The sequence below is a fragment of the Porphyromonas vaginalis genome (genome assembly GCF_958301595.1).
Taxonomy (GTDB): Bacteria; Bacteroidota; Bacteroidia; order Bacteroidales; family Porphyromonadaceae; genus Porphyromonas; species Porphyromonas vaginalis.
Genome location: NZ_CATQJU010000001.1, coordinates 1808205 through 1823270, shown reverse-complemented (window position 1 = coordinate 1823270; position 15066 = coordinate 1808205). Strand labels below are relative to the sequence as shown.

Annotated in this window: 13 protein-coding genes, 2 tRNA genes and 1 riboswitch; of the genes, 7 read left to right on the top strand and 8 right to left on the bottom strand. The window is 48.4% G+C overall.

The window, feature by feature from the left end; translation table 11 throughout:
* Window positions 1–259: 259 nt before the first annotated feature.
* From Q2J34_RS07040 to Q2J34_RS07005, 8 genes are all read right to left on the bottom strand, one after another.
* A complete protein-coding gene (locus Q2J34_RS07040; RefSeq protein WP_300969700.1) occupies window positions 260–1534 on the bottom strand; it encodes a PcfJ domain-containing protein in 1275 nt (424 codons plus the stop codon).
* Window positions 1531–1971, bottom strand: a complete 441-nt coding sequence (locus tag Q2J34_RS07035; protein ID WP_300969698.1) for a PcfK-like family protein — start codon at window positions 1969–1971, stop codon at window positions 1531–1533. The genes Q2J34_RS07040 and Q2J34_RS07035 overlap by 4 nt, the downstream gene beginning before the upstream one ends.
* Before the next feature lie 22 nt (window positions 1972–1993).
* Window positions 1994–2662: a hypothetical protein gene (locus Q2J34_RS09930; RefSeq protein WP_422764027.1), complete on the bottom strand. Its 669-nt coding sequence runs from the start codon at window positions 2660–2662 to the stop codon at window positions 1994–1996.
* 127 nt (window positions 2663–2789) lie between these two features.
* Window positions 2790–3122, bottom strand: coding sequence for a hypothetical protein (locus Q2J34_RS07025; protein WP_300970156.1), 333 nt, complete (start codon window positions 3120–3122; stop codon window positions 2790–2792).
* A 167-nt stretch (window positions 3123–3289) separates the two neighbouring features.
* Complete coding sequence (locus Q2J34_RS07020) at window positions 3290–3763, bottom strand: DUF1896 domain-containing protein (protein WP_300969694.1); 474 nt, start codon at window positions 3761–3763, stop codon at window positions 3290–3292.
* A 27-nt stretch (window positions 3764–3790) separates the two neighbouring features.
* Window positions 3791–5035, bottom strand: coding sequence for a site-specific integrase (locus Q2J34_RS07015; protein WP_300969692.1), 1245 nt, complete (start codon window positions 5033–5035; stop codon window positions 3791–3793).
* A gap of 355 nt (window positions 5036–5390) precedes the next feature.
* Window positions 5391–5477, bottom strand: a tRNA-Ser gene (locus Q2J34_RS07010).
* A gap of 349 nt (window positions 5478–5826) precedes the next feature.
* Window positions 5827–6015, top strand: a riboswitch (cobalamin riboswitch).
* Window positions 6016–7295: 1280 nt separating this feature from the next.
* Window positions 7296–7372 (bottom strand) — tRNA-Ala (locus Q2J34_RS07005).
* Window positions 7373–8161: 789 nt separating this feature from the next.
* On the opposite strand from Q2J34_RS07005, the gene lon reads away from it, so the two are divergent.
* From lon to Q2J34_RS06970, 7 genes are all read left to right on the top strand, one after another.
* Complete coding sequence (gene lon / locus Q2J34_RS07000) at window positions 8162–10630, top strand: endopeptidase La (RefSeq protein ID WP_300969690.1); 2469 nt, start codon at window positions 8162–8164, stop codon at window positions 10628–10630.
* Window positions 10631–10659: 29 nt separating this feature from the next.
* Window positions 10660–11196, top strand: a complete 537-nt coding sequence (locus tag Q2J34_RS06995; protein WP_298888658.1) for a DUF1599 domain-containing protein — start codon at window positions 10660–10662, stop codon at window positions 11194–11196.
* A gap of 32 nt (window positions 11197–11228) precedes the next feature.
* Window positions 11229–12530 carry a BT_3928 family protein gene (locus Q2J34_RS06990; protein WP_298888660.1) on the top strand — a complete coding sequence of 434 codons (1302 nt, stop codon included), beginning with the start codon at window positions 11229–11231 and terminating at the stop codon, window positions 12528–12530.
* A gap of 16 nt (window positions 12531–12546) precedes the next feature.
* On the top strand, window positions 12547–13311 hold the full coding sequence (gene tpiA, locus Q2J34_RS06985; RefSeq protein WP_298888662.1) for a triose-phosphate isomerase: 765 nt from the start codon (window positions 12547–12549) through the stop codon (window positions 13309–13311).
* Window positions 13312–13355: 44 nt separating this feature from the next.
* Entirely contained in the window at window positions 13356–13778 is a 423-nt protein-coding gene (locus Q2J34_RS06980; protein WP_300969686.1) for an SPOR domain-containing protein, read from the top strand.
* A gap of 148 nt (window positions 13779–13926) precedes the next feature.
* Window positions 13927–14469 (top strand): GTP cyclohydrolase I FolE, encoded by a 543-nt coding sequence (gene folE / locus Q2J34_RS06975; RefSeq protein ID WP_298888679.1) that lies wholly within the window; start codon window positions 13927–13929, stop codon window positions 14467–14469.
* A gap of 42 nt (window positions 14470–14511) precedes the next feature.
* The gene (locus tag Q2J34_RS06970; protein WP_300969684.1) at window positions 14512–15057 is read left to right on the top strand and encodes an IS1096 element passenger TnpR family protein; all 546 of its coding nucleotides are present in this window, start codon (window positions 14512–14514) and stop codon (window positions 15055–15057) included.
* Window positions 15058–15066: the final 9 nt, after the last annotated feature.

The window sequence follows — 15066 nt, the reverse complement described above, 5'->3', positions numbered from 1 at the left end:
GTTCGTAGTAACCCGAAGTCTTATCGCACAGTCTCAATAGCCTTGAAAACGTCCGTCTGTGCGCACAAAGAAAGACTGATAAAAAGAGACGAGCTAGTAGCGTGGACGTTATCAAACGTACATCGGGACTTGCGACTTTCTTTTGCTTCTTTGCTTTGGTCGCCTGCTCGTACTCAAAGACAAAGAAAAGAAGCCCCCGAAAGTATTGCCGTCTGTCGCTTCCCTTTTGGGGGCTTTTGTTATTAGGATATGAAGATGTTTAAGCCGTGACTTTCATTCTCTGCCTTATCAGCTGGTGATGGGCATTGACAAGGTTCACAATTTGGTCGTGGTATGGGGTGTTTTGGTTGCATACGCCACGGCTTTGGATTACTTGGAGTGTGTCAAGAGAGACCTCTATCGTTTCTATCCGCTTGCCCTCAATGGTAGCAGACAGAATGAGCGAGCTCTCTTTGAGATAGTACTCATTTGAAAATAGGCAGTGATGCAATTCAGCTCCTTCGTCTATATACTCCTGCACGCTCTCCAGGACGTGTACTTGTATTGTGCCGTCCGTGAAACGGATGCCGAAGAACTTTGATTTGAGTTCACGAAAACGCGCTTCGTCCGCCATTGCCTTTTCCCGCTTTCGCTCCATCGCCTCCCGCTCACGCTGTCTGCGGAGCTCCGTTTCTCGTTTGTCATGCTCCCCTCTGAGGTCGGAGGGGCAGATGTATTTCGGATTGTGGATGTCCTTACCCAATCGTTTGAGCATATCTACATAGTCACACCATAAGACAATGTCGCTTATTATGTAGTGGTGACGCAGTGTCAACTTGTATGAGTTCCAATAGTTGTCAAGTCCTTTGCCCCTTGATAGGAGGTGTCTTAAATCCTTGTATCGTCCTGCTTTCATCATTGTTTCTGCACGACTATCAGTAAGTAGAGCTGGGATGAGTTGAGTAGGAGCTATGCCGTGAAACTCTCCGTTGAAGCCATTTCTATAAAGCGTATCCGTGACCTTTAGTTTCGGATATATCTGCGAGTAGGCTACATATCGGTAAGCTTCGCTATCGTTACGGATAGCCATCGGAGAGTGAAAAGAGAAGCTATCAATATAGTGTCCAAAAGTCCGCTGTATGGCTACTAGTGCTTGTCTCCCTGCATCGTTCCACCAATAATGCCCAATCTCAATGACCGAAGTCTTTGCTCTGCAACCTTTCTCCATACCTACAACAAGGAGAAACATTCGCAACACTTGATACTCCCCACAAGTGGTTAGGAGCGTGAAGTACTGCTTCTGTTGTAACTTCCGCGCTCTTGTTGTCTTGACTTGCAGACTTGCCCTACATTGAGGGCAAGTGCAAGTATCTATAGGCTGCTCTAAAGTCCAACTATGACCACAATCCATACAAGTCGTACGACCTTTGTGTAAGCGGTAAGCAAAGTGGTCTATGCACTCTCGGAATGCCCACTGATGCTGTGCTTTTGTTATCGGGCATAGTCTCGTACTCAGTGCCAAGACGGCTTTCTCAAACTTGTTTCTAGGTTTCATAAGGCAAGGGTGTCAAATAGTGTGGGTTGGGTTTGTGTAGTAGATGTTGTCTCGGTTCTTTCAGTTCTCTTGGGTCGCTCGTATCTCTTCTGCAATTTGACAAGTTCCTCTTGTTGGTATTGCTTGATAGCTTCCTGCCGTGCTTGCTTTTTCTCTTCTTCGGAGAGCTCTACAACGTGATTGACCACAACATTGCAACTAGATACCTTATCCACCTCTATATCATCTTCATCATAGTAGTGAACTGCCATTGAGTATATCTCCTCATCAGCAAAGCCATTACAACCACTTCTTTGCACCTCACTCAAGATGTAGAGAATGCACTCCTCTATGTTCTTATGGGGCTTCTGTAGATTGGGCGCAAACAAAGGGTCTGTCATCGCACGTCCATTAAGGTATTCTGCTATCGTTCGGGTAAATTGTTCTGTTCCTTTCATTGTCTTATCAGTATTAGTGCTGTTAGTACTTGGGTATCTCTACGACTTGGTTGATAGGTCCATAGAGGTAGTTGCGTAGGCTGGTGCGGTCGGGAGCATAGTACTCTGTCCACTGTCCATATTGATTGACGAGGTACTTCTTCAATACATCGATGAAGTCAAATCGCCATCCTTGTAGGGGAACGGCTGTGCGGAAATAGGTGTTTGAGTTCACCGCTTCACAGAGCCAATCCTTATCCTCACGACTCATTCGCTCGCCACTATTAAGCTTTGCTCTCAGGAGATATACAGAGCTGTCACAAAGGCTTTCCAATGGGGGTACGTCCCAATGGACGAACTTGGTAGCCAACGCCTGCTCACTTTGTTCAAACTCAGAACTTATGCGGTAATGAGAGGAGGAGCTATATCCTTTTTCTTTCGTTGATGATGTCATATTTACTTTCTGCTTATTCATAAGAGACCTTTTTTTTATGCGTTCAAAGATCGGAGTATGCTGATTCCTTTTTTCAAGCAAAAACAAGGTAGCGGGGCGAGACTTACACAAGGTTTTGGCGGAAAATACTACCCGAAGCAAACAGCATAGGTGTGGAGATTTTCCAGACAAACCGAATGGCTTGACCTTGGGAAAGTCTTTAAGCCCCGTACTACCTTTGCGATGAAAAAGAATCAGCTTCCGATTTGACCACTGCATAACTGGGGAACTATGACTGAGAAGCAGAAGTGCAATGCCTAAACAGAAGAAGCAAAAAGGGTGACCAGCTTCGTAAGAGAGCTAGTCACCCAAAGAGTTGTTTCTCAGAAGTGAGAGAGGTGCTATGTCATAGCACGCAAAGCAGTATTACGGCTAGTACAACAATCCAAAAGAGGTAGCGTAGAAGCGTAAATGTGATTTGCAGAACGGTACGAACGATAAATCGTAGTACCACAAAGCCAATCAGTATCAATAGAGCTGTTACGACCTGTGCTGTGACTAACTTAGAGAGTAAGTACACTCCACCCGATAGGATACCTATAAGTAAGGTAAGTCGGATGATGCGAGACCATTTGATGTCGTTGCTCGAAGTTGTTTTGGACGCAACTTGTAGTGGTTCCTCTTTATCTGCAGGAACACTTGCCCGTATGAAGGCTGGACTGTGCAGGTCTTTGTTCATGAGAGATCTATTCATATTCGGAGTCTTTTAGAGTTTTCAAGAGCAGAGCCAAGAGACTATGCGACATAAAGACAAGAGATAGAATATGCTCTTGACGTATGGAGCAGAGAGACTATCTTGGCTCTTGAAGCTCAAAAGGCTCACGAGATAGGGATAAGCTACATTGTCTACCCTAATGCACTCACATTGCCTACCGTGGGAAGTTGATTAGCTTCGATAAGAAGTACAACTGTTCCTGTCAGTTCTGTGTAGAGCGTATCATACTCAGGTGTTGTAACAAATTCATCCGTAAGGTTATACTTGTCAAATAGGTTTTGTATCGCCTTGTTCCCGAGAAGTATCTGAGAGAGTCGTTCGGGGAGTGGGGAGGGGAGCTCCTTTTCAAACTCATTCTCCAAGACGGACACAAGCGTGTCGTATTTGGAGAAATGCAGGTCACGATACAGTACTTCACTCGCCATACTCTCTGCTTCGGGATATGAGAATCCTTCTTCCACAGCATCACAGTAGGTAGTAAGAGCTTCATCAGCTCGTGCCTTGATAAAGGACTTGTCTTCCACCTTTTCAGGGAAATGCTCACTAAGGTAGCCCTCCAGCTTTAAGCGAAAGTAGGATAGTTCTTTCTTATTCGTTGTCTTCATCTTCTTATTTGGTTTTAATGGTTACACTTATTGCCAGCGATTCTCCCCGATACCCATTGCCGTATTGAACTTGCCTAGTTTATCAGCAAACTGCTCCATGTCATGTTCAATCTTCTTATTGGTGATACGGGCATAGATTTGCGTTGTTCGGATATTGGTATGACCCAGCATCTTAGATACACTCTCCATAGGAACACCCTTACTAAGACAGAGAGTAGCAAAGGTATGTCGCGCTAAGTGGAAGGTCAAGTTCTTCTTGATACCACAAATATCAGCAATCTCCTTCAAATACGAATTCATCTTCTGATTGCTAAGGATAGGGAAGAGCTTGCCATCTCTATATGTGTCATGGTTGTACTTAGAAATAATGGCTTTGGGAAGATCAAGGAGTAGGACATTAAATGCAATGTTAGTCTTTTTCCTTTTTGACATAACCCATTCTTTGTCATCCATAACTACTATATCCTCTGGAGTTAGGTTGCGTACATCAATGTAAGCCAAACCAGTAAAGCAAGAGAATATGAATATATCTCTTACAAGCTCCAACCGTGGCAGTCTTGTTAAATCTTTGGCAACAATAAGGGATACCTCATCTTCCGTTAAAAACCCTCTGTCAACAGGTTTCGTGTGGAATTTGATGTCAAGGAAAGGGTCATGCATGATTATGCCTCTCTTTTGTGCGAATATTGTCATTGTCTTAAGAAGTTTGAGCTTCTTCTGTGCCGTGTTATGAGCTAAATTAGCTTTCGTCTTAAGATAGAGTTCAAAGTCCATAACCACTGAGGGTGTAAACTCTAAGAGACCTATATCCTCTCGGTTGTAGGTGGATTTTAAGAATCGCACGAAGTGTGTCTTAACCACGGTGTATTTCTGCAAGCTGTCTTTACTAAGAGACTTTCCCACTTGTTGTGCTATATGGTCTAGATATCTATCTATGACTGGGAGTAAAGTAGTAAACTCCTTGTCTCTGCCAAGATATACTTGCTTTAGTCTTTCGACTGTTAAGTCCTCCTCTTCTTTCATTTTCCCAAACATCTCATATAGAGAGGTGGAAAGTGAGTCTAAGGAGGCGTTAAGGGTTAGTGCTTCAGCCGTACGTCCTTTCATCCGACTGGTGGAGTTATTCCACATACTCTTCTTTACAAAGAGCTTTGTAGTGCCAAGGTTTGCCATTTCTCGATTGAGAAAGATCCTAAGCATGATTGGAGATTTCCCTTCTTTATTCTCGTAGTTAGAGCGTAGGTAGAAGGATACCTTAAACTGTCTTCTCATGTCACTTAGTTTTGTGTAGCAGAAGCACACTAATTCTGTAGCAAAATGCGCCAAAACTAATGTAGCATAACTGCCACAAAGTTCGTAAATATCTTTCTGAAAACAAGCGACTTACAGTGGTCAATTTAGTGGTCATTTAGTAGTCACTGCTACATTTTTCGGTTGTCCAAAATTAGTGTAGCAGAAAATGTAGCAGAAAATGGCCTTTTGGCGAATACCTAACACCACCTATAGGTATTCATCGGTAGTCAGTGTATACGAGAAAAGTCGCTGTAGAAGCTTGTTCTACAACGACTTTTCCTTGATTTGAAGCCTTATTTGAATACCTTGTTGAAACTCTAAATAAGACCTCTTGCGGAAGCGGGGGGATTCGAACCCCCGGTACGGTTACCCGTACGACAGTTTAGCAAACTGTTGGTTTCAGCCACTCACCCACACTTCCTTTTCGGGCTTTGCTGGCACAAAGGTACGACATTTATTTGACTTGACAAAATAGACTTTGTAGACAACTTAGCAAAGGCTAACTCCTCTTTTTTTGGGGGGCTGGAGCTGTTTATCGTAGCTACTGGATCAGCTGGATCTCCTAAGCTTACCAAACGCTACCGCCACAGCATTCTCAAATACACACGTGGGGATTGCCCTACTGCGCCGATATCTTGCAGGGTCTTCACCTGGCACAGGTTGGCCACGATGCAGCCGGGCTTTCATTTTTCGTCAAAAAAATGGCGCCCGACGCTTTGATATATTCGAAAGTTATCGTACCTTTGTGGTGGCTTTGTGCTGAGAGTACTCTTTCAACCCTCGAGTAGGGTCTCGGAGTCCTCAAGGCTTAAAAGGGAATCAGGTGCAACTCCTGAACAGTCCCGCTGCTGTAATCCTCGCAAAGCAGGCATCATAACCACTGCATCATGTCTAATTGGTGTGGGAAGGGATGTCTGTATGAGGTAAGTCAGAAGACCTGCAAGGCTTAAAGCGCTACGAGGTATAGCATAAGGAAATAACCGTCACTTTTCAGATCCTAGTCTGAGACTTCTATTCCCCAGCTGTACGCTCCTTGCTACTCCTAGCCGAGCGCGGCGGGAGATGTATGTTACAATGCGAGCGATGCATCTAGGCATCACACCACGAAGAGTAATGCATGGGACATCTTGAGTGCCTACCAGCTTTCACTCTCAGCGAGCAGTAGCTGTGACACAACCTTCCGAGTCAAAAAGCTTTGGTCACAGCGATGCACCTAAGAGGCTCTTTGGATGCTCATACGAGACTAGATAGGAGGACATTTACTTTAAATAGGGGAACGTTTTCGATAAAGTGATTGAGCAATGTCTTGCTGCTACGATCTCCGTGAGTGCCATAAAGGTATGCGTGCTACCACAGCACCCGTACCGCATGAGATCTGTCAGGTGTCTGATCGTCACAATAAGGGGAAGCATAAGAGCGGGCTCTCGTCTATGCCGTTGTCCCTATATGCACTGCACTAGTGCGTGCGAACTAGATCAGTCTGTGTCACCGCAGACTGCTGGCGGAGCAACCACTGTACATACTTATCACTTGAGGAGCAGCTGTAGGTTCTAGTCAGTCTACCCAAGGCTAGGTGATAGACCAATAGATCCTCTTGCCACCCCGAGCAAATCATGATGCGAGTCCTAGGGTGAGGTCACGACCTCGCTCCGTAAAGCTGAGAGGATCCGCTACTAAGGGACAGGTATGGTGCGTACCACTGGTTACAGGTTAAGTGTGTGTTGAAAAAGACCAGCCACTACCACCCTACTCTCTCACGAAGAGCGTCTCACCGTAGCCCACTCCCCTCTCTTCAGACCAGCATCGTGGTCACTGTTCCGCTCTAGGAGGGCTTTGTTGACTAGTTCAACGAGCTCTAGGGATGTCGCCGCAAGGCGCACTACCCTACTAGAAGCTATTCCACACGTTTGTGGTGGTATAGCGACCCCAAGAGCATCCGAATAGTTGAAGTCCACACGCAGTACGCTGAGTACTTGTCGTGTGGACTTCTCTTTTTTATACAGACGTGTAGCGATATGCAGGTACGCACGGCTCGGACGCAGACCGTCGGTGCGTCCGTCCCCGTTAAAACAACGATGCTGTAACTTTCGTTCTACAACGGACGCACGAGCCGTGCGTCCCTACAAAGGGTTACACGTATCATCGATACTCGTCTCGCTTTGACGACTGTATCTGCAAAGACCTCTGTCGTCACAAAAAAAGAGGATGACACCATATATAATATAGTACCATCCTCCCGTGGTGGAGCATATCGGACTTGAACCGATCACCTCGACACTGCCAGTGTCGCGCTCTAGCCAGATGAGCTAATGCCCCAAGAGTCAGCCCCCAAATCGGAGAGCTCTCTGTGAACCGCTACAAAGGTAATGAAAACTTTTCACTTAGCCGACTCCGTCCATTTTCAAGTCAGCAGCCAGGGTTGACGCATTATGAGGCTGTTAGCTCTTAGTGTTGGCTGTTAGCTAGAGGCACTAGCGTTCCTAGCTCTCCGATCCACTCCGATTAGCTCCGATCCCTATAATCTCTAACCACTAACCACTAATCTCTCCCCTCTAATCTCTAACGTCTAACCTCTAGCCTCCATTTACATATCTTTACGGGGAAATTCGTCCGATTCTCTCCTTTCTCGAATATCCACGTGGGAAATCTCAAATCTCCACGTGGATATTTTTTATTCCCCACGTGGGGGCGAATCATTTCTTCCGAAGTTTCATTTCATTCCTCCGAAGTTTCATTTCATTCCTCCGAAGAATTTTTTATTCTCCACCTGGAGATTTCGAAATATCCACGTGGAAATCAGTTTTCCCCGACACAATGCCGTGTCGATATGTAGTCAGCTCTAAATTATTGTAACAGGCCGGCATCGCATTTACCCAGAGATGGCTGACGCATCATAATCGCTCTTTTGAGTCTGTTGACTTTTGTAACAGTCTCCTTTAGGAGCTACCACAACGACAAGCGAGGAATAGAGAGGCAGATGAGTTCATTGTATATAATGCGTCAGCCCTGCTGAAGCCCGACCTTTCTCCCGCCTAGTCGGATAAATGTGGTATATTTGCAGTCAATACAAGCAGATTTGCGCAATAGATAGCTGATATCGATTATATGAAAGAAGATAATTACGACTTTGTAGAGACACCTTTACCTAACGTAGGCTCTGGTGGTATGTCCATTCCACTACCCAACGTTATAGATGAAGATGAGCTACTTGACGACGAGCATGATGTTCTTATGTCACGACTGTTAGGAAGTACCTATCCCGTGCTACCTGTCTTTAACGCCGTCGTCTTTCCCTGCGTCTTACAGGCAGTCATGCTGACTGAGGATAAGCAGATAGACGCAGTGAATAATGCGATATCCAAGGGGCAATACCTCGTTGCGACAACATCTATAGTAGATGAGCCTGATGATTTCATCACGCCAAAGTCACTCTCTAAGCAGGGCGTACTATGTTGGGTCGAAGATGTGATCCATCCATCGCCAGACAACGTCGTAGCGATCATACGAGGCATCATACGTATCCAGACCAGCACCTATACACAGACGAATCCCTACCTGCGCTGCCGGGTTGAGTTTCCACTCGCATTACCTCGCTCGGAAAGGGATCTGACGAAAGACACGGAGCTTTTTGTTGCCTTCAACAAGCTGCGCTATGAGCTGATTGAACTGGTCAAAATGCGACGCATGGAGGGCGCTGAGGACTTTATCGAGGCACTCAATGCTCAGAACAACCTCCCCTTTCTAATCTACTTTACCCCTGCTTATCTCTCCCTAACTCCTAGGGCTAAGTTGGAGCTACTCAAGATCTCCGACACGAAGCATCTCGTTATGGAGCTGATCTCCTACGTACGTCAGACGAATGAGTTGGTACAGATCAATGAGAAGATCGCAAAGCAGACCCAGTCGGACATGGACGAGATGCAGCGCAAGCACTTCTTAGAGCAGCAGATACGTACCATTAGAGAGGAGCTAGGCGAGAGCGACTTTGCCGACCAGACCATCGAGGAGCTACGTGAGGCTGCTACGAAAAAGCAATGGAGCGAAGCGGTGCAGAAGACCTTCGACCGTGAGCTAAGCAACCTAGAGCGCATCCCGACACAAGCTCCCGAGTACTCGATACAGCTACAGTACCTGCGTCTGATGATCGACCTACCGTGGCAAGAGTATAGTCAAGATCAGTTTGACCTCAAGCATGCGGAGGAGATACTGAACCGTGACCACTTCGGGCTAGAGCGTGTCAAGGAGCGTATCCTAGAGCATCTAGCCGTCATCAAGCTCAAGAACGATCTCAAGTCCCCAATACTCTGTCTCTATGGTCCTCCAGGTGTGGGTAAGACTTCGCTGGGCAAGAGCATCGCCGAGAGCCTCGGACGTAAGTATGTGCGCATCTCCCTGGGAGGTCTGCACGACGAGGCGGAGATACGTGGACACCGACGCACCTACATAGGAGCAATGTGCGGACGTATCATAGACAGCATCAAGAAGGCGGGGACGAGCAATCCGGTCTTCGTACTAGACGAGATAGACAAGATCTCGTCAGACTACAAGGGCGACCCCGCAGCTGCACTCCTAGAGGTGCTAGACCCAGAGCAAAATGTGGCCTTCCACGATAACTACCTAGACGTAGACTATGACCTGAGCAAGGTACTCTTTATAGCTACCGCCAATACGCTCAGCACCATCTCACGTCCACTCCTAGACCGTATGGAGCTGATACAGGTGTCGGGCTATCTGCTGGAGGAGAAGGTCGAGATAGCTCACCGCCATCTCGTACCCAAGGAGCTGGAGGCGCACGGACTGACAAGCGACCAGTTTGCCATAGACACTGACGCCCTAACCTATCTCATCGAGGGCTACACCCGAGAGAGTGGCGTGAGATCGCTACAGAAGAACCTCGCAGCGCTCATGCGCAAGCAGGCTAAGCGTGTCGCCATGGGACAGAAGTACAGCGTACAGATCACTCCTGAGATCATACAGCAAGACCTTCGCACGCCACCCTACACACGAGACATCTGGCAAGACTTTGGCATGCCAGGCATCGTCACAGGTCTAGCGTGGACTGAAGTGGGTGGTGAGATACTTTTCATCGAGAGCTCCACACATCGTGGTAAGGAGGGCAAGGTGATCCTCACGGGCAACCTAGGAGATGTGATGAAGGAGAGTGCCGTCATAGCTCTAGACTATATCAAGGCACACTGCGAGGAGCTGGAGATACCAGAGAGCACTTTTGACAATCTAGAGATACACCTACACGTCCCCGAGGGAGCTATCCCGAAGGATGGTCCGAGTGCGGGTATTACGATGGCAACCTCACTCGTCTCTACCTTGACCCGGCGCACGGTGAAGCCTCGCATCGCTATGAGTGGCGAGATAACGCTCACAGGGCGTGTACTCCCCGTGGGAGGTATCAAGGAGAAGATCTTAGCTGCTAAGCGGGCTGGTGTCAAGACGCTCATCCTGAGCAAAGAGAATGAGAAGGACATCCTAGACATCAAGCCTATATACATTGAGGGCTTGACCTTCTCCTATGTAGAGACGATCAAGGAGGTGCTAGACCTTGCGCTCAACGACTAGCCCCCCTTCACCCTAAAGCTTTAGAGTCTATGAATACAGAGCAGCAGTATCATAAGGTAGTTGCAGAGTGTAGGACGCTTTTTGCCAAGAAGCTACACGACTATGGAGCTTCGTGGCGCATACTACGCCCCTCCTCACTCACCGATCAGATCATGATCAAGGCACTACGTATACGCTCCCTAGAGACCAAAGCGGAGCAACGTGTCGATGAGGATGTGGACAACGAATATATCGGTATCGTCAACTACGGCATCATCGGTCTCATACAGCTAGAGCGCTCTCCGAGTGACAAGCCCGACTTATCGCCCGAAGAGGCACTCGAGCTATACGACCAGCTCATCGAGGAGACTTACCAGCTGATGGTCGACAAGAACCACGACTACGACGAGGCGTGGCGCAAGATGCGCATTAGCTCGATAACCGATATCATACTGACGAAGGTCTTCCGCACCAAGGAGATCGAAGACCTCGCCGGCAAGACACTCGTGAGCGAAGGCATAGCGGCTAACTACCAGGATATGATAAACTACGCTATCTTTGCACTGATCAAGTTACGCTTTGACTAAGGTATAGTACACGCCATTTAATAGATAACCCTATGAGCCGTCAACGAGTCCAATACATCCTATCCGAACTCTCCCGCATCATACTAGTGGCTCTGCTACTTTTCTCGGGATTTGTCAAGGGAGTAGACCCTATGGGAGGGGCCATCAAGATAGAGGAGTACCTTAGAGTGATGGGACTGGGGAGCTGGAGAGCTATGGCTCCGGCTCTATCGGTCGCACTCTGCTCCTTTGAGTTTCTCCTCGGGGCTTTTCTCTTAATGGGACTGTGGAGGAAGGTCACAGTATGGGCTACCACCATCTTTATGGGCGTGATGACGCTCTTGACGCTCTATCTAGCTCTCTTTAACCCTATCAGCGACTGCGGTTGCTTTGGAGATGCGCTCAAGCTCACCAACTGGCAGACCTTTGGTAAGAACGTCTTCTTCATGGCGATCACGATCGTTTACCTCCTGACCTATCGCAGGGCTAGTCGTCCCTTACGAGGCACAACAGCATTTGTGGCAGAGGCCTTACTCCTCTTAGGCTGGGGCATTTTCGTGGGAGGAAACTTAAGGCATCTACCGCTCATAGACTTTCGTCCCTATAAGATCGGAGCTTCGCTGCGAGAGCTGACCATGATCCCTGAAGACGCTCCTCAAGAGGAGATTGAGTACCTCTTTATCTATGAGAAGAATGGACTGCGGGAGACATTCAACATGGAGGAGCTCCCCGACTCGACATGGACTTACATCGACCGCCAAGAGCAAGTCATCAAGGAGGGCTACAAGCCTCCCGTCATGGACTTTGCGATCTATGCTGGCGGGAGCTCTCAGCAAGCGACAGAGCGTGAGGTAACCCAGACGATGCTACTCAATGAGAGTCCGCAGATATGGGTTATAACGCCAAACTGGGAGACGACGCCCATACAGATCGGGCGCAAGCTCAACGCGCTCTATGAGTGGGCCGAGTCTGTCGGTGTCGCTATGTACGGCATCTCTGGCAGTACAGCCGAAGAGCGCGGACGCTGGCGCAATAAGACGGCAGCCGCCTACCCGCTATACTTCTGCGATGCTACAATCATCAAGACCATGGCACGGGCTCAGCCCTCTGTCATGCTTATCTCTGACGGAGTCATCCTAGACAAGAAGGCGGCTCGAGACTTGCCTGACGAGTATACAGACAAGGATTACGAAAAGATCTCCTCCATGCTACGACAAGCACCTCACGCAGGTCTGCACCTAGAGCGTTGGGGGCTCCTCGCTGCGTGGATCGTCTTTTGCCTTGTCATGCTCATCCAAATCATCCAGTGGGAGGATAAGGCTAAATACTCCGAGTATCAAATCAAGAATAAATAATCAATACACATATATCATGGACAAGAGAACACTCATCGTAGCTGGAAACTGGAAGATGAACATGACCCTCGATGCAGGGCTTCAGCTCATCACAGAAATCAAAGAGCAGGTGGCAAAGCTCAACAATCCCTGTAAGGTAATCCTAGCTCCACCCTACATTCACCTAGGAGCAATGAAAGGACTACTCGCTGGGAGCAACATCGAGTACGCTGCGCAGGACTGCTCAGCACACGAGGCTGGAGCTTACACAGGTGAGGTATCTGCTGAGATGATACGCTCCTGTGGTTGCACCTACGTCATCATCGGGCATAGCGAGCGCCGTGCTTATCACAAGGAGAGCGCCGAGCTACTAGCTCAAAAGATCGATCAGGCTCTCGCTCATGGGCTGAAGGTCATCTTCTGCGTTGGCGAGCAGCAAGCAGAGCGTGAAGGCAATCGCTACTTCGAGGTAGTCGATGAGCAGCTACGTGGTTCCCTAGGTCATCTCTCACACGAGCAGATGGCGCAGATCGTCATCGCTTACGAGCCTGTATGGGCTATCGGCACTGGCTTGACGGCAACACCAGAGCAGGCGCAGGATATGCACCAGCACATTCGCCAGACAGTGGCATCGCTCTTTGACCAAAAGCTCGCAGATCTTACCACTATCCTCTACGGTGGTAGCTGTAAGGCTTCAAACGCTGACGCGCTTTTCTCACAGCCCGATGTCGATGGCGGACTCATCGGAGGAGCTGCCCTCAAGGCTGATACATTCTTACCTATTATCACCGCAAACAAATGAGGCTTCTAGCGTCCATCAGGCATTCGCTCGTCCTATTCTTGAGTGTGACCATACTTTCTGGCTCACTTGTGGCTCAGGAGCGCACTCAGGGGCAGGACATCTTTGCCCAGATAACGGCACAAACCAGTGGGGGGCAGGTGACTATCACTCAGCCCAACTGGTTGCGCGCTCTCGTAGGCAAAACCTTTCACACCTCTAGTAGTGTCATCACGGGGTATCGCATACAGGTCTATACGAGCAATATGCGCGGAGCTAAGCAGGAGGCCTACCGCTTAGCCAGCCAGCTAAGAGGAGCAGCTCCTGAGCTCTCTTCTTACGTCACTTATAGCGCACCCTTTTGGCGACTATCTATTGGCGATTACAGTTCGCGACAAGAAGCTCAGCAGCAGCTCAACGCCCTGCGCGCCTCCCACCCACGCTTAATGCGAGAAGCCTACATCGTGCGAGAGAAAGTTCGAGTGCGCTAAGATTTACTCGGAGTAGTACCCATAGACTTATCATCGAATTCTTTTTTCTGAAAACCATCTTACATACATGGAAGAGCCCCAGCAGATATTACACACAAATCAAAACTACGTGGTCAACGACTTCCTACCTGAGCCACAGCTAGAGAGAATGAAAGAGCACGTCAAGGCACTCATCACAGAGCTAGGCGAAGACCCAACCCGTGAAGGACTACTCAAGACTCCCGAGCGAGTGTCGAAGGCCTTTCACTTCCTCACCAAGGGCTACCAGGAAGACCCCTTAGCGATCCTACGAGCTGCCACATTTAGAGAGGATTATCAGCAGATGGTCATCGTACGGGATATAGACTTTTACTCCCTCTGCGAGCATCACATGCTCCCCTTCTTTGGCAAGGTGCACGTAGGCTACATCCCCAACAAGTATATCACGGGACTCAGCAAGATACCGCGCATCGTCGAGGTCTTCGCCCGTCGCCTACAGGTACAGGAGCGACTGACCACACAGATCAAAGACTGCATCCAGCAGGCGCTCTCACCACTAGGCGTCATCGTTGTCATCGAGGCTCAGCACATGTGTATGCAGATGCGTGGTGTGCAGAAGCAAAACTCGCTCACCACGACGAGCGACTTCACGGGAGCCTTTAAAGAGTCGAAGACTCGCGAGGAGTTTTTCAACCTAGTACGTAGAGGTTAGCTTGGCATAGTCATTTAGTTCACACAGCACGACATACTCTTTATGATACATCACTATCACGTAAGCTCCGAGGCTGAGGAGACCTTCTCTCTAGACTTTGAGATACAGGCTGATGCTACCTTTGCACAGCTTATGGATTTGCTGATCGATACGCTCGACTTCGATCCTGCATCGATTGGTATGTTTTACCTCTGCGATGATCGCTGGCAAAATATAGGACAAGTAGCCTCCAGCGACTTCTTTGATACCGATGCCGGCAATCAATATGATATCGACGGCTCTCGTCTAGAGGATCTACTGGACGAGACGGGAGCTCGGATGCGTTACCTCTATGATCTCTTTGAGGATCGTTATCTACGCCTTCAGCTGGTTAAGATACACAGTGGCTCGCTGTCCAGCCCTGAGATCATCTCTCTAGAGGGTAAGAAGCCTCGACAGACCGATCCCGATGAATTTGTCGGAGGTCTGGGCGGTGACGCGCTCTCGGGCGATGCTCCCTTAGGGATGATGGACGAAGCCTTCGACGAGGAGCTCTTTAACGCTGACGAACTCTCCAGCGACGGCTTTAGCATCGTAGATGAAGAGTAAGAGTTAGCT